A 17,963-nucleotide genomic window follows, 5' to 3' on the forward strand; every position below is an offset into this window, starting at 1 on the left:
TGATGTACGACTTAGATAATCTTCCCCCGGAACTTGCTGATTTTCCCGCCGTGGCCAAGGTTCCGGTGCAATGGGGAGACATGGATTCATTCCAGCACGTAAATAATGTCGTTTACTTGCGGTGGTTTGAAACGTCTCGCGTCCGTTATCTGGAAGTTTCCGGTTTGAATCCAATCTTGGAAGGTTCTGGCTGCGGTCCGATTCTGGTATCGGTTCACTGCAACTATCGGAAGCAGTTGCGATACCCAGATCAAGTGTTGATTGGGGCGCGGATGGTCAAGCTGGGTGGAACGAGCATGAAGGTCGAGCACACGGTTTACAGCATCACGCAGCAATCAGCGGTCGCTGATGGCGAGTCGAATATCGTCTATTTCGACTACGCCAATCAGAAGGCTATCATGATCCCGGATGACGTCCGGGAACTGATCAGCAAGACCGAAGGGAAAGATCTCTAGTTCTCGATCTGGATTGCTTGAGGCTGATTTCCGTTCTGCCAGCCTCCTCGAGGGCCACGCGGGCCGTTCGGATTCTGGGGCTGATTGCCGTTGGGCTGGCCGTTTGGGTTTTGATTGGGTTGCTGCTGCTGATTGGGATCGTTCTTTTCTAAAAGTTGATTTAGCAATTCCCGAATCTTGTCACCACCGATCCCGGTTCGCAGATTCACCACGCGTACCGTCGAGGCTTGTTTGGCCGATTCGTCGATCCGCTTAACCATATCCATGACCAGATTCATTAGCGGTTCCCCTTCGGCGGAAATAAGCAGTGTATTCGAGATACTATCGACGCCGATCGAAAGCTTGCCTTTAAAGGCCGAACCACTTCGCGATAACAAGTCGCTCGAGTAACGCTCTGGCGTTTTCTCGCGATCGCCACCACCCTGAGCTGGCTGCTGAAGGGACTTGTCGTTCGAGGAAAGTAGATCTCGAAAGACTTCTTTGACCGACTCGGCGATGGCCGTGGCTCGGGAGTAGCGAACTGCATAGGTTGAGTTCAACCGAGTCTTTTCTTCGGCGACCGGTTCTGGTTTGTCATACAACTTGATGAGATCGCGGATGGTCGCCAATTGCTCGGAGGTTGCATTCTGGACGACGATCGTATTCGTGTCGGAATCGGCCAGAAACTTCAGTTTCTTGCGTTGGGACAATCGCAGTGGATCTTCTTTTTTCTCTTCGCGGCCGTAGTCCCAAAACCAAGGGGATCGCCCGGTATCTTCCTCTTCATCTTCCTCGGTAAAGAAGTCTTCTAGATTCAATGAGACCCAGTAGGCGGGAGCATACTTGAGCTCGAAGACTTCCCAGTCTTTCGCAGGGGGGGTGATTTCGTTGAGGACATCCTCGACCAAATCGAGCAAAGCTGGATTCTCTGAGGAAAGTGTCAGGCGACCATTTTGATCAACCTGAATCACGACGGGCTGGTCTTGTTTGGGCTTGTCACTCGATGGTTGTTTGGCCTCGGGAAAGTACCGCTGCTTGAGTTCTTGCTGCGAGAGATTCTCCAGATCCGATTCCAAGGTGTCGGTTTGACGGGCGGCAGTAGGCGTTTCCCCTGCTGAGTTATCTTCGGCCATCACCGAAGCCAGATGTACCGGAACCGCGATTCGTCGGCGGCGAGTGACCGAGTCGTCTTTCGGACGCTGCGGTTTCGACTCGACTTCCTGGTCTTGTTCGGAAGGTGACTCTTCCCTCTTGGGGGCTGGCAAGTCAATTTCCAGTGGAGCCGGCGAGACTTGGGGCCACACTTCCTTTAACTTTTTGAGCAGCTTGTCTGCATCTTCGGAAGAACCAATTTCGAGCGTCCGTAAACGTCCTCGCTGAGAATCTCCACCGGCCGGAATCTCGCCCAACTGGATCAGGAGATTTTCGATCGACTCCAGTTCGATGTCATTTGCCCAGAGAAGGAGACGATTGTTGATCACATCGGCGTCGACGCGGAATTTGTCTTTGCTTTTCGTGTCTTGCTGCTGTTGACCGAAGCCGTAATACGAGTAGTAGCCTCCGCGCCGGTTGTTGTTCTCTTCCTCTTCCTCCCCTTCGCCCATCATGAAGCGAATTGAACCTGCTACGTAATCAGCCTGAAGACGACGGAGGCGAATCACTTTAAACTGTCGTCCGCTGCCATCCAACTTGCTGATCAATGCTTCAATGGTGATCTTGTCGGCTGGGGTGGCGTAGGCGATTAGAGCTTTGTTTTTGTCATCCGCTACCAACTGCGTGGAAGGATCGAGATTGCCTGCTTGTAGGAGCATGGCCTGAAGGGCTTTGGGATCGAGTTGTGCCAGACGAAAGACTTGGACTCGTTGAAAGTTCGAGCCAATCGTTGCCCCTGGCTGCGGCGGCACGTCGAACATCTTGACCGCTTCGGCAATGACGACCAGCTTATCCGGCGGAGCGTTGGCAATAATGCTGTTTTGACGCGAATTGATGACGAGATGGATATCATCGTTGCCGCTGGGGCGGCGTCGCGACTTATTGCCACCTTGCTGTTGAGCTTGTTGCATTTGCTGCATCATTTGCTGCTGCATCTGTTGCATTTGCTGCATCATCTGCGGGTTCATCATGCCGCCGCCACCGCCTGCTTTTTGCATGCCCAGCAGAGATTCAAGCTGGTTCATGACGTCTTCCGCGCGGGTATATCGGAGAAAGAATTCGTGAACCTTTGCCGATCGCACTTCGGATGATTGCTCTTCCTGAAGGACATGCTGCATTTGACGTAAATTGGTCACGACGTCCATCACCTCCAGTCGATTAGAAGTCGCGAGTGCTGACATCGTGCCATGCTTGCTAAGCATCGGCTTCAACTCCTCGACGGCGTCTTCGGCGATTAACCAACTGAGCGGAAAAGAGACTTTGACGAACTCATGATCATCGCAATAGCGGAGGTCTTCGGCGTGAACGCGGGGAACGCGAGCCGGATTAAGTCCTTCCAACTTGGCGACGACCATACCTTCCTGCTGCTGCAAAATGGTGTAGCCACGCGTCATTAAACGTTCGTTTAGCAGGTCACGTACTTCATCCACGGTGTAGGCACGCTGCGTGGTGAGGTTCAAGTAATCGCTGGGAAGTTCTTGCCAGTCCAGACTGGTATTGGAGATATCGGCCAGCCAATCTAAGACGTCTGGCCACGCTTGGCCACGAAAGTTGAAGCTGACTTTGCCTTGTTCATCCGGACGTACTTTCAGTTCCTCAGGATCGGCGGGGTCTGCAGGTTCGTCTTTTCGTTGGATGGGACCTTTCGGTGCATCTTCCGTTTTCTTGTCACCATCTGGCTTTCCCTCTCCAGGCTTTTCGCCTGGCTTGGTTTCGCCAGGATTGCCCATCGGGGGGTTGCCCTCTGGCATCGGCCCACCCGGTTGAATCGCTTGTGGACCGCCTGTTCGGCCTGGCCGCATGTGTACTTGAGCCGGGCCGCTAGACGATTCCACGACAATTTCTTGTTGGGCGAAGCTGTTATCTGCCAGTAACAGCATGAGTGTTGAACTGACCAGAAAATAGGCCAGGATTCGTCCAGCGCGACATTCCGTGCTGAGATTCGGCGAAGTCATGGGGGTCATTGATCCGGCTGAATGATGGGTGGGGCGGCCGAGATTTGATAAGTGAGTCGTCAATTATCCTCGTATATTGCTACGGTCGCAACGAATTGCCAGACTTTTCCCCCAAATTTGGAGGATCACTAGTCATCTCGGAAGGTGGTAAGCAAGCCATCTAGCAAGACGTATCAAAACCGATTTGGTTTTCTCGCTAGCTCTTGTTTGGTGCCAGGAACCCTTTAACTTAGAGGCAATCTAGGCGGACCGGAGGAATTGCGTGACGTCAGTGCTGGCAATTTCTATTTTCACATTGAGGAAGTTTTGCCCTGGTTTTGGGGAACTTTCCTCGCTACAAGCCCATCTACTGCTTTGCACGCGGTCAGATACATCGGCCGCATGTGTTAAACCTTTTGTTTAAGTCCTTGCAGCAAAGAACGTTCGGACGACTAAAGTACGATCCAGCGTCCGACCTCGGCATTGATCCATGAGTTTGCAACTAAATGATGAACTTCTCTCGGCCTTCCTCGATGGGGAAGTTTCCGCGGAAGAACGTCGGCAAATCGAGGTCATGCTGGCCGCGTCTCCAGAATGGCAGAAACGCTATCGCCAGATGGTCGAGGCGGTGAATCTGGTGCGAACCCTCCCTGAGGAAACGTTGCCTCGAGATTTCTCGCAGGGGATCTTGGCTCAGATTGCGCAGCGTCAGCAGGTGGAACAGTCCGGGCAAAACGTATCGCCTGATGGTACATCTCCAGCCCCGGTTCATGTTGCCCCCCAAGTTGTGGTGGCAACGCCCGCCGAGCGTTCGCAGTCAAAACGCATTCGTAGAAAACCGTCAGCGGTTTCTCCTGCTTGGCTCGCTTTGGCAGCTTGTGTCGTAGTGGCCATTGGTTTGGGGATCGCGATTCAGGCTGGCATGTTTGATGGTGATCAGACTCCAGTTGCCGTTGATAACCAGGATGCCAACCCGGTCCAAGATCCTACGGCGGCCCTAGCAACCAACACCGATCCCCTGCCTATCAATAATCAGCCTGCGGTCGACGTTAAGCCAGAATCATCGGAAAAGTCTCCTTTCCCAGATGTCAACCAATTTGCCAACGACAATAATTCGCCACTGACAGATCAGCCAGCCATGGACAATGCGGATAAAGAGAAACCAAGTGGTTTCCGGATTCGCGTCCGGACCCGGCCGGGAAATACGAAGCCAACTCCAGAGACTATGGTTCGACCTCCCACAATTGCGCGGAGTGTGTACAACCTTGAGAAGCAAGATGATCTAGGACTCGATCGAAGCGAAATGGTCGCGATCGACGATGCGAATACGTTGACCGAATTGGTCAATTGGATCGATGCCGATCAAGATAGCAATCTTTCCGATTCAGAAATGCAACAAGCTTGGTTTCGTTTCTCGAAGCCAGACATGCAAGCACCGGCGATTAGTGATGCTTCGTTGAAACTAATCGATCGGGACATGAATGAGAAGATTTCAGCCGCTGAGTTCAACTTAGTGATTGCTTCGGTTCGCTGGAGTTCGTCGGAAGCGATTCGTCGAATCTGGTTCCGCTTGGATGCGAACGGAGATGGCGTCTGGTCGCCAAGCGACTTTGCCAGTAATGCTCGATTCGCTCCGATCCAAACCGAAGTTGTGCAGTGGCATTCTTTACTCGACCGATCACGCAATGGAAGCGTATCACGCATAGAGTACGTGCTTTCGGCGGGCCAAATGCAACTAACCTTGAAGAATTGGGAGCAGAAGCTTCTCAATCCTCGGGTTTATGATGAGACTCAGAAGTTGGTCGCAGAATTCGACCGCGATGGCAATAGCCAGCTAGCAGGTCGAGAACTTCGACGTCTGCGTGAAAGTCGCGAAGATCTGAAATCACTTCTGGAGAATATCGACCAGGATGGTATCTCTGCTTACGAGCTCTATCTTTTGATCGAATTGAAGCAACTCTAGTCGAACCTTCGTTGGATGCGTGGAGTAGATAACGTGCGGGCAACCGTGTGCAAAAACTACACGCCGGGTGAATTGGGGCTACTTCCTTTCTTTCGTCACCCGACGGCGTAGAATGAGTGTTCTTAGACGAGCATTTGCCAGCATGTTCGTTTGAGTCGAGGTCGAACGCGTTCGTGGTTTGCACGCAGCATTTTTCGCTGCTTGTGGTTAACCGTGAACGAGCGGGAGCAGATTCGAAGATGACCGACGGAGGCAGCAGCGCGGCTCGGAAGGGTAACCGTTCCGGTGGCGCCGAATTAAATTTGGCTACAGCGAGTTGGGAGACGAGTATCTCGTCTCAATTGCCGGGAACTCGTAGTCAGGATGGAACCGCTAGTAAGTTTTCATCAAAAGCTTGGGAGCCAGAATCGCTCCGAGCTTACCTTACCGAGATGGGTAAGATTCCTCGCCTGACGCCAGAACAGGAAATTGATCTAGCCCAACGTGTTACCAAGACACGGACCGCTTTCTTGAAGCGACTGTTCGCTTGCGGTGTCGTATCGACGCGAATCTGCGATTTGCTAGTCGAAGTCGTGGAAGGGGATCGCCGGCTTGATCGTACCCTGGAAGTGACGATCAGCAGTCCGCAGGAGAAAGCGAAGTGGCATGATCGAATTAAGGATGCGATTAGTCGACTGACAGAAGCAGCCGTACTCGATCAGGATGATCTCTCTGTCGCCATGTCGGAAACTGAATACACCGAGGACCAACGAAGTCATGCGGTCGAGCGACTAATGCGTCGTCGACATGCTACCGCCTGCTTCCTCTTGGCGCTGGGACTACGTGAGAAGTATTATCCTACATGGATGCAAGCCGTTGAGAATACCGCGAAAAAGCTCGGTATTTCGCGAGAATACGCCATCAGCAAACCCGCTGATATCTTTCGCCAGCCAAGCACGGCTGCAGCGCGAGAAGTGCTCGGGTTGTATCACGAATCGCCTGGCACGCTGCAATTTCAATTGCCGCGAATTCGCCAGATGCAAGAGGCTTACTCCCTAGCGAAACAGCAACTCGTCGGCGCGAATCTTCGCTTGGTTGTTTCCATCGCCAAGTCGTATCGCCACCGTGGTTTGAACTTCATGGACTTGATCCAAGAAGGGAACCTCGGTCTCATGCGTGCAGTGGAAAAGTTCGACCAGTCGCTCGGGTTTAAGTTTGCGACCTATGCAACTTGGTGGATCCGGCAAGCGATTCTTAAGGCGATAACCGACCAAGCAAAACTGATCCGAGTTCCGGTCCGCATGCAGGAGCGAATTCAGTCGGTGCAAACTTCCAAGGCAGTGCTTCGGCAGGAAGAGAATCGCAACCCAACCATCGAAGAAATCGCGCATCACGCTAAGATCAGCGAAAAGGACGTTCGTCATGCCGATGCGTTGATGGGCGGGCCACTTTCGCTTGATGTTCGCTTGTCGGATGACGATGAGTTTGCTGACATCCTTCCCGATCGAAACGAGTCGCGCTCGCTAAGCGAATCAGGGCGGTCGACGGTACAACAACTTCTGCTTAAAGTTTTCAATGTTCTCAATCATCGGGAACAAGAAATCCTCCGCCGTCGCTTTGGCATCGGTGATGGCCGAACGCAAACATTGGAGGAAGTCAGTCGCGCGTTCTCATTAACGCGAGAGCGTATTCGTCAGATCGAGATCGCAGCTTTGCGTAAATTGCGAAAGTCGAGCGAATGTGCCTGTCTTGAAGATTGGATTGATGAGCCAGTAACTTTGTAAATGTCTGTGCTCAAATCGACTTCGTGCGGTAACTACCACGAATCGCATTCGTAGGAAAGTTGCCGCAGGTAGTCGATCACCTCCTCCAATTCGGCGACCTCGACCCCAACTTGGCGGCCGTCCCGATCGCAGCGAGCCAGGAGCATCAGCTCTTCATAGCTCTCCGATTGCTTGAGTCGCTGTTTTGCTCGGGCCCCCAGGGAGCCATCCAGGATTTGCCCAGCCTCCATGTGATAGGCGATGAGCCAGTGTGTCCGTTCGGTGATATCTTCGCCCAACGCAGTCAGCCCTGCCTGTACATGGTTGTACGGGTCGATCCCCTTTCCTACGTCGTGTAGTAAGGCAGCCAACAGAAACTCTTCGTCATAAGGAAGTTGCCGTTTGGCTAATTCGAATACTTGGAGACTGTGGTAGAGCACGTCACCTTCGGGGTGCCATTTGGGGTTTTGCTTGACGTTCTCCAGTGGGAGCATCAAAGCTTCGTACTGCAAAAAGCGATCGACCTGATTCTCGATTGCGGCCAAGCCTTCTTCATATTCGCCGGGCTCGTATTGTGTTTGGAGAAACTGCTCGAACTCGGCTAAGCTCATCCGTTCCTGCGGCTTACCTGTTATGGAACTGCGCGAAACGACCGACACTTCGTTGCTTGCCCGCACAGTGATCTCGAACGGGTATTCTTCGCGGATATGGATGTGGACATAGACCCCTTCGGCACCTGGTTTGTTGACGTGTTTTCGTTCGACGTCGTAGCGTACCCCTTCGGCATCTAATGCCGACGTTACGCTGGAGACGCTATCGCTGAAAACATGGAGATCGATATCCGATCCTTTCCGAACGTGGCCTGTGAGTACGCTTCCGACGATTTTCGGGCGAAATCTTTCCAGGATCTTCATCATCCGCAGGCCTTCCAGACGCATCGACAAAAGGTGGCTTAGGCGAGAATCTCCCTCGAACATTCGAGCCATGGACTGGACCTCGTCTCGAATTTCGGCATTCGTGGGGAGATCGGCATCTTTGACCCAACCGCGCTGAACTCGGCGGGCCGCTTTCATCTTGGCCTGATAGTACTCCGATACCTGGCGGTCATACAACAAGCGCGCAGCTTCATGGGCAATCTGACGACGCAGTTTCGACGGTTCCGACATAAGAGGCAGCGAACTGAATCGCTGGCAGGTCGACGGGTTTAGAAGTTTTATGCCGTCTGGTCGACAACAGAACGGCTACGTGAATTATACACAATTTTGCTCAGTAGGCGTGATGCCAGTATTACAGGCGTGAAGCGGTAAGCAAGGATCAAACGACCCGGAGCAGGCATCCTGGAAATGGAGTGCTAAGGCATAGAGGTAGGCTACGTCGCACCGCGCCGATCCGGCAACCAGGTGCCCTCTCCCGACAACCAAATCACCGGCCGGCAACGGTGCGCACGTCAGCCGCAAGATGCACTCCTCGCGGCGTCAAAGGCGGCAACTTCCCTACTTAGTCCAACCCAACATTGTTGGGGAACTGCCCGATTGAATGTGGGCAACTCGTAGCGAGGAAAAGGGGGGGGCGGCGTCCTTGGGCCAGCGGATGGACTCGTCATTTGCAAAATGCATGCCGCAGCCCCTAAACCCTTGAGTGGTTCAGCTTTGGCCACATGCCCTAGCCACTGACTACAGCGTGAGTTAGATACGATTGATGCATCTTGGCAACACCCTTGCTAAGCAATTCTTGGCGGCAGTTGCCACGGATGCGCGCCACTTGTGCCTATTTCCGGGGCAGAAGTGGATCTGGTTTGGATTACTACATTCCGATGCTTCCCGGCGTTAGAATACGGCGAAACCATTCGGCCCCATTCATTGAGAGATTTCCACCATGCGTCTTGCAAAGTTCATCGGCACCCATGGAACACCCGCGATCGGCCTGGTCCGCGACAACGAGGTCGTTCAGTTCTCGTCTCACGAGATCAGTAGCCTGTTCGACATTTTGAATGCTGAGAACCCGGCGCAGATGGTTGAATCACTGCTGCCAAAGGCGGAGCAAACGATTCCGCTTGACGAAGTGGTCTGGTTGCCGCCGATCGATCAGCAGGAGGTCTGGGCGGCCGGGGTGACCTACAAGCGGAGTCAGACCGCTCGAATGGAAGAGTCGGAAGCTGCAGCGGACTGTTACGACCGCGTTTATCAGTCCGATCGGCCTGAGCTGTTCTTCAAGGCAACGCCGCACCGCGTGACGGGAACGGGACAAACTTTGCGAATTCGAAAGGATTCCAAGTGGAATGTCCCTGAGCCGGAGTTTGCGTTGGCCCTGAATTCTCGGGGACAAATCGTTGGTCTCACGATTGGCAACGACATGAGCAGCCGGGACATCGAAGGCGAGAACCCCCTTTATCTCCCCCAGGCAAAAGTTTATGACCAATGTTGCGGGCTGGGACCGTGGGTCGTTCTGGCTTCGGAGTATTGGAAGGACTTTCCGCAGCTTTCAGACGTTCAAGTTCGGCTAGACATTGTCCGCAGTGGAGAAAGTGTGTTCGGGGGAGAGACCAGCCTCGACCAACTAGCTCGTTCATTGGAGGGATTGGTTGAATACCTCTTCCGTGATCAGCACTTCCCCCGCGGAGCCTTCTTGTTGACCGGCACTGGCATTGTGCCGGACAACGACTTCACCCTTCAGCCGCAAGACATCGTGAATATCACCATTTCGGGCATCGGAACCCTGACCAGCGAGATCATTCAGGGTTAGTCACTGTCCATTATTGAATACGGGAAAGGTTTCAGGCTCATGGCGGTTCAACAAGTTTTCATTGGCGGAAAATGGCGTGACGCAAATCATAGTGGGACGTTCCAGGCAGATAATCCTGCTACCAAGCAAGCTTTGGCTGATGAGTTTCCGGTAAGCACTTGGCAAGACGTTGACGAAGCTTTGTCGGCTGCGCATGTTGCCTTCCGAGAGATGCGTCAAATGGCGGTCGACCGGCTGGAACTGTTCCTCAATTTGTTCGCCCATCTGCTGGAAGAAAACGCCCAGACGCTGTGCGAATTGGCGAGTCAAGAGACTGGATTGGCCGTTTCGCCGCGGTTGTTGGATGTCGAGTTGCCACGAACGGTCAACCAATTAAAGCTGGCCGCCCAGGCCGCCGGTGAAGGTAGCTGGCGTATTCCGACGATTGATACCAAGGCCAACATTCGCTCTTACTACGCGGGGATTGGTCCTGTGGCGGTGTTCGGACCGAACAATTTTCCTTTGGCATTCAATGGTGCTTCTGGCGGTGACTTTGCCGCGGCGATTGCCGCTGGCAACCCGGTTATCGTGAAGGCAAATCCTGGCCACCCGGCGACGACACGTGAACTCGTCAAGTTGGCTGTTCAGGCCGCGAACGAAATCGGTTTGCCTCCTGCTGCGATTCAGCTGGTTTACCACATGTCGAATGAGGACGGACTGAAGATGGTTTCCGATCCTCGACTCGGATCGGTTGGTTTTACCGGAAGCAGTACGGCCGGTCGCAAGCTGAAGGAAGCGGCTGATAAAGTGGGTAAGCCGATCTATCTCGAAATGTCGAGCATCAACCCGGTTGTCATCCTGCCGGGAGCATTGGCCGAACGTGGTGCCGACTTGGCTACCGAGTTCAGCACCAGCTGTTTGATGGCCGCGGGACAGTTTTGCACGAACCCAGGTTTGGTTATCGTGATGGACGACGAGCATACCACTCAGTTCATCACCACCGTGAAAGACGCATTTGGAAAGGCGCCGTCTGGCACGCTGCTTACCAAGGGAGTCGAAGCTTCGTTGGCGGACAGCTTGAAGAAACTGATCGACGCCGGTGCGGACGTCGAAGTGAGCGAGAGTGGCGAAGGTTCGTCCAAGGGGTACTCTTGCCCCAATACCTTGCTGACGACTTCCGGCGACAAGTTCCTGGAACAGCCCGAATTGTTCCAGACCGAAGCTTTCGGAAATTCGTCGCTTGTCGTTAAAGCTAAGAACTTGGATCAAGTCTGTAAGATCATCGAATCGCTGGAGGGTAACCTGACCGGTACGATTTATTCGGATACCGAGGGAAGCGATGACCCCGCTTACGATACGGTCAGCTTGATTTTGCGGCAGAAGGTGGGGCGTTTGATCAACGATAAAATGCCAACGGGGGTCGCGGTCAGTGCGGCCATGAATCACGGTGGTCCTTTTCCTTCAACCGGGCACCCAGGATTCACAGCGGTTGGTATCCCGGCATCGATTCATCGATTCGCAATGTTACAGTGTTTCGACAACGTCCGTGAAAGCCGTTTGCCACGGGAACTTCATAACGAAAATCCTACGGGACGTACGTGGCGATTGATTGACGGAGCTTGGACTCAAAAGAGTGTCTCGTAAGGTCCATGCTGAATGTTCAGGTCCGATTGCTGGAGTGCGCTTCGGCAATCGGATATGATTGCGGCAGACGAAGCACTGCAGAGTTTTCTTATCGCAGCGAATTCAATCAGGCAAGGTAATACCGAATGATCGACGCATTTCTTTTATTCGCCCAAGAAGACGCCCTGGCGCCTTGGTATGTTTGGGCCGGTGCGACGTTCATGCTGGTCGTACTGGGCATCGTCATATTGATTGTGTTGCTGAACTACGGGCAATTATGGTTTCAAGCGTTCGCTTCGAGTGCCGACATCTCATTGTGGAGTCTTGTCGGCATGAGCCTGCGACAGGTCAACAGCCGGTTGATTGTCAAAGCGAAGATTATGGCCAAACAATCTGGTCTCGATATCGATCGGCGTAATGGGATCAGTACGCGGCGGCTGGAGGCGCATTACCTGGCTGGCGGCAACGTCATGCATGTGATTCACGCGATTATCGCGGCTCATCGGGCAGGAATCGATCTCGACTTCGATCGTGCTGCGGCGATTGACTTGGCTGGTCGTGATGTTGTTGACGCCGTGCGGACCAGTGTTCTACCGAAGGTGATCGACTGTCCTGATCCACGCCGGAGTGGTAAGAACACATTGAGCGCTATCGCGAAGAACGGTGTTGAGCTTCGCGTGCGGGCCAAGGTGACCGTAAAGACATCGCTCGAGCAATTGATCGGCGGTGCCACCGAAGAGACGGTGATTGCCCGGGTGGGCGAGAGTATCATTTCGGCGATTGGTTCTTCGGAACATCACACGCATGTGCTCGAAAATCCTGACGTCATCACCCGAGCGGTTTTGGCCCGCGGACTTGATGCGCATACCGCCTACGAGATTGTCTCGATCGACATCGCGGACATCGATGTTGGCGAGAACGTTGGGGCCCGGCTGCAGAATGATCAGGCCGAAGCCGATACCCGTGTTGCCCGCGCGAAAGCGGAACAACGTCGTGCGGAAGCGGTTGCCGCCGAACAAGAGAACAAGGCCAAGGTCGCGATGAATCGAGCCAAGCTGGTATTCGCAGAGGCGGAGGTTCCTCGGGCCATGGCGGATGCGTTCCGCAGTGGTTCAATGCATGCACCTCACGAAAATGGCCAAGGTTAGTGCATCGTTATTGATATCCTAACCGGTTGCGAAGAATAACCTCCCATGAAACAAGCCATTGCTGGCCTTTCATTAAGTGGCCAACACGAGTCAACTGCGATTGTTGTGTGGCCGTCGGTTTCTGCTACGGATACTGGCCAGACGCTGGGCAAGCTTTACGAAAAGAAGGATGGCACTGGTATCTTTACCTTGGGGAATCTGTTTGTATTGCTCTCGATTCCTATTGCGATACCGCTTTACCTGTGGAACTTTTTGCCGGTTGTCGGTACGCGTTATCGCATCACCAATCGCCGGATTCTCGTCGAACGTGGGATTCAAGGCACTACGGAAAAAGAAATTGGTTTAGATCAGTTCGATCGAATTGAGATTCAGCAGAAGCCGGGCCAAGTTTGGTTTCGGTCGGCGGACATGATCTTCTGGCAAACTGCTAAGTCTGACGGTATTGAAGGGGAAACCGAAGTGCTGCGACTGCCTGGCGTTCCCTATCCCGAGGTGTTTCAGGCCGCATGCAAGAAGGCAGCGATGACCTTTCGTGGCTTTCAAGAAATTCGGCAACGTCAAGCCGTTGGCGGTTGATCCTGCGCGAGGTGCCCTTCGATCAGGCGAATCAGGCGGGTTAGCATTCGTGATCCGCGGCGAATGGCCATCTCTTGTTCCGCGTCCTCTCCGGTAATCAGCGGCACATGGACGAATAGGCTGCGATTCTCAATGCCGCGTTGTAGGAAGACTTCGGTCGACCAAAAGTACGCGGCATTGCAAAGATAAGTTCCTGCATGAAAGCTGACATCGCTTGGGATGTCGTGCTGACACAGTTCTTCGCACCAACTTTCCAGTGGCAGTTGGCTAGTATAAGCAGCTGGGCCTCGTCCGTTTAATTTCGCGATCGGTGTGTTGGGGCCGCTCTTCAAATTGAGGGCGACCATCTCCAAGTTAAATCGATCGATGCGGGGCGATTGTCCCAGGTGAATCGCAAAGTCGAATGTCGACTCGTGCAGTTCCTGAATGCGGGGCTCTGCCAACTCGTAATCGACCGGCAGAATCTCGGTTGTGAATTCACTGCTTGGCGAACCAGGATGGTCCTGCTCCCAATGCTGCAAAATTAGTTGCGAAGCGTTGGTCGGATACTCCAGGAAGGGTTCAAACGCGGTGAGCAGGATACGTCGCATACCGATCTATTCTTTGGGACGGGAGGCGGGAGGACGGCGAGGCTCGTAGCGGCAACAGTTCGTTGGGCAAACGTCGTGAGAAGGCCCGTAATTGCCAACCGCCAGTTTTTCATCCGTCTTTCCAAGTCGCTCTTCGATGAGTTGCCGAATCATCGCTACGAAGGTTGGATGGGTACCAGCGGTCTTGGCTCTTGCGAGAGGGATGCCAAGCTTTTGAGACAAGCTGGCAGCCTCGTCATCCAAATCATAGATGACTTCCATGTGATCGGATACGAACCCCACCGGAACCAACACAATTTGACTTGCTGCTTTCGCGTCGGCTAGTTCCTGGATCGCATCGCAGACGTCTGGCTCCAGCCAAGGTTGCGTTGGGGGACCGCTACGACTTTGATAAACAAGTGCCCAATCTTCAACACCAGCAGTTTCTGCGATTAAACGCGAGCTTTCCTCGAGTTGCTTTTCGTAGTCGCAGTTCTCGGCCATCGCATTTGGAATGCTGTGCGCGGTAAACAGCACTTTTCTGTTTTGGGCATCCTCAGCCGGTAATTGAGCAATCGCATCTCGAACGCGATCGGCCATCGTTTCGACAAACGACGGATGGTTGTAGAACGTGCGAATCTTGTGGAAGACGATCGATTCGAGACCTAGTTCGGCTTGCGCTTTCTGGATGTCTTCCCGGTATTGCCGACAGCCAGAGTAGGAACTGAAGATTGAGGTGACAAAAACCAGAACTTTACGCACGCCGTCGGCGTGCATTTGACGCATGGTATCGGTGAGCAGTGGATGCCAGTTCCGGTTTCCCCAGTAAATGGGAAGATTGATCTCGTGCTGTTTTAGTTCGGTAGTGAGTGCTTCGATCAGTTCGCGATTCTGATCGTTGATCGGACTCTTGCCACCAAAGTGGTAGTAGTGTTCGGCTACCTCTAGCATTCGTTCTCGCGGGACATTTCTACCACGGAGAACGTTTTCGAGAAACGGAATAACATCGTCTGGTTTCTCTGGGCCGCCGAATGAGAGAACCAGCAACGCATCGTAAGGCAGATCGGTCATGATGTTATCGACTTCGGAGCATAGTTATCTAGGGTTAAAGATGAGCATAACCGTGGCCATCCAAAACCATCAACCTAATTGAATGACATTGTTCTGCCGGGCAAGGCATAAAAAAAGCCTTCCGAAAAAACGGAAGGCTTTAAAAGTGACCCCAACGGGGTTCGAACCCGTGTTACCGGCGTGAAAGGCCGGTGTCCTAGACCACTAGACGATGGGGCCGTTTGTTGAAGGGCTTGAGTATATTAAAAAGTCGACCGAGTCTTCAAGTGGGGTAAACTGAAGTGACCGAAAAAAGCCCTGAAATTCGCGATGGCAAGTTTCGAAAACAGCGAAGGCGACAGAATCCAGCCTTAAATTTGCGAACTTGCTTTTCTGAATAGATCGAACGAGGGGGGATCAAACAGGAGGATGCACGAAGCGACGAATTAACGTGATTATTCAGAATCAACGTTCGCCGAAGCATCTGCCTCCGATTGTCCATTCTCATTACGCTTGATCGCATCGTAGACTTCACGTCGATGAACGGGTACTTCCTTAGGAGCTTCGACGCCCAAACGTACCTTATCACCACGGATTTCAACAACAACAATGGTGATATCGTTGTTGATTACAATGCTCTCGTTTTTCTTCCTCGATAATACCAGCATTTTATGCTCTCCACGCAACCGCCAAGGGGGATACTCTCTCTCATGAATTTGGCGGCACTGCCCTGTCGAATGCTTGATCCTTTTGGTTGCCTTCGTTAGACTTGGACAAAACTCAAAAGGTTCGAGTCGCATCTTCACTTTGGGTGTTTAACAAAACAACAAAGCGTTCAACTAAGCAGCGACATCCTCGAAAATCTCCACTTGGCACGACAAGAACAACCTGTTGTGCGCGAGGAAACTCTCACTTCACTCTACGCGCTAAATTAGCCGCGTCAAGCAAGCAATCCCCGGACTTTAATGAAATCTGGTATGCTTGACGAGGAATGTGCCGAAAAAACAGGAGCATTTACCTTTCCTGCCTGGCTTCGCTAAAGTCTCCGAATCGGGGCAGTTTATCCCCACCACTTGGTCACTTGGTGTCGCATTGAAGGTAGGAGTAGAATCGCTAATATTAGGTACAACCCCACTCGGCTGATTATTACTGACCTAAGGGGCTGGGCTTTTACGTAAATGGAGTTCGAGCGAGATTACTCGGGGAAAGCATGGCTGACTGGTGGAAGAACCTAATTCGCGCGATCTCAACGGTTTTTCAAGGCCTGTTGGTGACCTTGAGGGTCTGGAAGGCGACCTACGATCCATCTCGAAAAACATTTACGGAACACTTTGAATATCCAGAGCTTCCGGCAAAAGTTGCCCCCCGTTATCGTGGTTTTCATCGCTTCGATCTAACCACCTGCATTGGCTGCGACCAGTGTGCTAAGGCCTGCCCGGTTGACTGTATCTACATTGGGAAAGAACGTGTCGAGAACGGCAAGGGTTTTCAGCTAACGCATTTCACGATTGACTACACAAAGTGCATGTTCTGCGCGTTGTGTGTTGAGCCTTGCCCGGTGGATTGCATCTTTATGGGGGGCACTCTCGATCTCAGTTCCTACAGTCGAGACGGCGCGTTGGTTGATTTCACGCGGTTGCCTATTGATGTAGCCTGGGGCCGAGCAACCTTGAATCCCACGGCCGTTGCTGAGTCGAAAGCGGTCATGTATCCAGTCCATGGCGGGCCGTCGCAACCGGAGGGTTAGTCCAAGGGCAGTTGCACCTTCGGCCCTACCGCTCTTAAATGATGGAAATGGATACCAACGAGTCGTTGGTTGGATCCGTTTCCTATGCCCTGCGTCAAATGCTGAGCCAACTATGAGTCTCTCAACCACGATCGTTGCCTACTTGCTGCTTTTCACAGTGGCAGGCTTCGGGTTCGTGCTGCTGAATATAGTGCTCGGTAGTCTCTTGCGGCCCAAGAATTCGCATGACGAAAAACTAGAGATCTACGAGTGTGGTGAGCCGACGATCGGTTCCAGCTTCGTGCAGTTCGATCTCCGCTTTTATGTGGTTGCTCTGTTGTTCATTATCTTCGATGTTGAGGTCGCTTTCTTCTTTCCGTGGGCTGTCGTCTTCGGCAAGTCAACGCAATTGGCACAAGCTGATGTGCCAGTCATTGTGCAGACAACCGATGGCCACGAGGTCCTGGGGCCTGGCTATCGAGGCTTGATGACCGAGCTGGGGTTACCGACGGATGAAGCCAGTTTGCTTTCCGGTGTCGATACTGCGGAACGAGAAGCGAGCATCAAATCGGCTGCATCGAAACTGGTGTGGACGTGCATTGCTGATATCGGCGTCTTCTTCGCGGTTCTTCTAGTCGGTTTCGCCTATGTGTGGAAGCGAGGGGATCTCGATTGGGTCCGCTCGATGTCTGGGCATGAGCGAGCGGCGAATCCAGCCGAGACGGATACCGCCTGGCGTGATCCACCTCATGTCGTTTCAAGTCCGTAGTCGAGAAGGCATTGTGATCAACAAAGACCTGATTCAGAAGTTGAAGCAGCAGTTCGGCGACAAGATTGTCGGTGCGAACTTCGACAATGTTGACCCTTGGATTGAGGTTGCTCCTGAAGGTTTGTCAGGCGTATGCCGCTTCTTGCGTGACGAAACATCAATTCGTTACGACTGTTTGAACTCGATTTGTGTGGTTGATTATTGCGAGACCGACCCGAAGAAGATAGCAAAAGCAAAGTGGAAGCCGCATCTCGAGTTGGTATATCACCTTTCAAGCATTCGTCATAGAACGACCGGCGTGCTCAAGGTGATGCTGCCACGCTGGAAGGATGGGGTCGAAGGGCAACTGCCCGAGGTACCGTCCGTTTGCGATATCTGGCCGGCGGCCAATTGGCAAGAACGCGAAGTGTACGATTTGTCAGGCATCATGTTTGTTGGGCACCCCGATCTACGACGAATTCTGTGTCCCGAAGATTGGGTTGGCTATCCGCTGCGCAAGGATTACCAGATGCCGCTCGAGTATCACGGTATTCGGGGTCGTTGAGCCAGGAAAGTA

General features: G+C 52.9%; 15 protein-coding genes and 1 tRNA gene. 10 read left to right on the plus strand and 6 right to left on the minus strand.

Translation table 11 applies throughout. From position 1 onward, the window contains the following. Positions 1-2: 2 nt before the first annotated feature. Entirely contained in the window at positions 3-455 is a 453-nt protein-coding gene (locus C5Y83_RS02380) for an acyl-CoA thioesterase (RefSeq protein ID WP_105328050.1), read from the plus strand. Here C5Y83_RS02380 and C5Y83_RS02385 read toward each other — a convergent pair. Next, positions 452-3,541: a secretin N-terminal domain-containing protein gene (locus tag C5Y83_RS02385; protein ID WP_158262198.1), complete on the minus strand. Its 3,090-nt coding sequence runs from the start codon at positions 3,539-3,541 to the stop codon at positions 452-454. The genes C5Y83_RS02380 and C5Y83_RS02385 overlap by 4 nt on opposite strands. 469 nt (positions 3,542-4,010) lie before the next feature. Here C5Y83_RS02385 and C5Y83_RS02390 point away from each other — a divergent pair, with 469 nt between their 5' ends. Both C5Y83_RS02390 and C5Y83_RS02395 read left to right on the plus strand, forming a co-directional pair. Beyond that, positions 4,011-5,483, plus strand: coding sequence for a hypothetical protein (locus C5Y83_RS02390; RefSeq protein WP_105328052.1), 1,473 nt, complete (start codon positions 4,011-4,013; stop codon positions 5,481-5,483). Positions 5,484-5,722: 239 nt separating this feature from the next. Beyond that, positions 5,723-7,246, plus strand: coding sequence for an RNA polymerase sigma factor RpoD/SigA (locus tag C5Y83_RS02395; protein WP_146117598.1), 1,524 nt, complete (start codon positions 5,723-5,725; stop codon positions 7,244-7,246). Between the two features lie 32 nt (positions 7,247-7,278). Here the strand turns inward: C5Y83_RS02395 and C5Y83_RS02400 are convergent, their stop codons facing one another. Continuing rightward, the gene (locus C5Y83_RS02400) at positions 7,279-8,391 is read right to left on the minus strand and encodes an HD domain-containing protein (RefSeq protein WP_105328054.1); all 1,113 of its coding nucleotides are present in this window, start codon (positions 8,389-8,391) and stop codon (positions 7,279-7,281) included. 709 nt (positions 8,392-9,100) lie between these two features. Between C5Y83_RS02400 and C5Y83_RS02405 the strand changes: the two genes are divergently transcribed. The 4 genes from C5Y83_RS02405 to C5Y83_RS02420 all read left to right on the plus strand — a co-directional run bounded on the left by C5Y83_RS02405 (position 9,101) and on the right by C5Y83_RS02420 (position 13,293). Then, a complete protein-coding gene (locus C5Y83_RS02405; protein ID WP_105328055.1) occupies positions 9,101-9,967 on the plus strand; it encodes a fumarylacetoacetate hydrolase family protein in 867 nt (288 codons plus the stop codon). 39 nt (positions 9,968-10,006) lie between these two features. After that, positions 10,007-11,590 carry an aldehyde dehydrogenase (NADP(+)) gene (locus C5Y83_RS02410; RefSeq protein WP_105328056.1) on the plus strand — a complete coding sequence of 528 codons (1,584 nt, stop codon included), beginning with the start codon at positions 10,007-10,009 and terminating at the stop codon, positions 11,588-11,590. Positions 11,591-11,790: 200 nt separating this feature from the next. Continuing rightward, positions 11,791-12,717 (plus strand): flotillin-like protein FloA, encoded by a 927-nt coding sequence (gene floA / locus C5Y83_RS02415; RefSeq protein ID WP_409994580.1) that lies wholly within the window; start codon positions 11,791-11,793, stop codon positions 12,715-12,717. Positions 12,718-12,762: 45 nt separating this feature from the next. Further along, complete coding sequence (locus C5Y83_RS02420; RefSeq protein ID WP_105328058.1) at positions 12,763-13,293, plus strand: PH domain-containing protein; 531 nt, start codon at positions 12,763-12,765, stop codon at positions 13,291-13,293. Here the strand turns inward: C5Y83_RS02420 and C5Y83_RS02425 are convergent. The 4 genes from C5Y83_RS02425 to csrA all read right to left on the minus strand — a co-directional run bounded on the left by C5Y83_RS02425 (position 13,275) and on the right by csrA (position 15,580). After that, entirely contained in the window at positions 13,275-13,883 is a 609-nt protein-coding gene (locus C5Y83_RS02425; RefSeq protein ID WP_105328059.1) for a hypothetical protein, read from the minus strand. The genes C5Y83_RS02420 and C5Y83_RS02425 overlap by 19 nt on opposite strands. A gap of 6 nt (positions 13,884-13,889) precedes the next feature. Beyond that, positions 13,890-14,933, minus strand: a complete 1,044-nt coding sequence (locus C5Y83_RS02430; protein ID WP_105328060.1) for a ferrochelatase — start codon at positions 14,931-14,933, stop codon at positions 13,890-13,892. A 146-nt stretch (positions 14,934-15,079) separates the two neighbouring features. After that, positions 15,080-15,152 (minus strand) — tRNA-Glu (locus C5Y83_RS02435). 215 nt (positions 15,153-15,367) lie between these two features. Further along, positions 15,368-15,580 (minus strand): carbon storage regulator CsrA, encoded by a 213-nt coding sequence (csrA, locus tag C5Y83_RS02440; RefSeq protein WP_105328061.1) that lies wholly within the window; start codon positions 15,578-15,580, stop codon positions 15,368-15,370. 542 nt (positions 15,581-16,122) lie between these two features. On the opposite strand from csrA, the gene C5Y83_RS02445 reads away from it, so the two are divergent. The 3 genes from C5Y83_RS02445 to C5Y83_RS02455 all read left to right on the plus strand — a co-directional run bounded on the left by C5Y83_RS02445 (position 16,123) and on the right by C5Y83_RS02455 (position 17,951). Further along, entirely contained in the window at positions 16,123-16,659 is a 537-nt protein-coding gene (locus C5Y83_RS02445) for a 4Fe-4S binding protein (protein ID WP_105328062.1), read from the plus strand. A gap of 112 nt (positions 16,660-16,771) precedes the next feature. Next, the gene (locus tag C5Y83_RS30110; protein WP_105328063.1) at positions 16,772-17,407 is read left to right on the plus strand and encodes an NADH-quinone oxidoreductase subunit A; all 636 of its coding nucleotides are present in this window, start codon (positions 16,772-16,774) and stop codon (positions 17,405-17,407) included. After that, complete coding sequence (locus tag C5Y83_RS02455; protein ID WP_105328064.1) at positions 17,388-17,951, plus strand: NADH-quinone oxidoreductase subunit C; 564 nt, start codon at positions 17,388-17,390, stop codon at positions 17,949-17,951. The genes C5Y83_RS30110 and C5Y83_RS02455 overlap by 20 nt, the downstream gene beginning before the upstream one ends. Positions 17,952-17,963 lie beyond the last annotated feature (12 nt).

Source organism: Blastopirellula marina (assembly GCF_002967765.1).
In the GTDB taxonomy this organism is placed as follows: domain Bacteria; phylum Planctomycetota; class Planctomycetia; order Pirellulales; family Pirellulaceae; genus Bremerella; species Bremerella marina_A.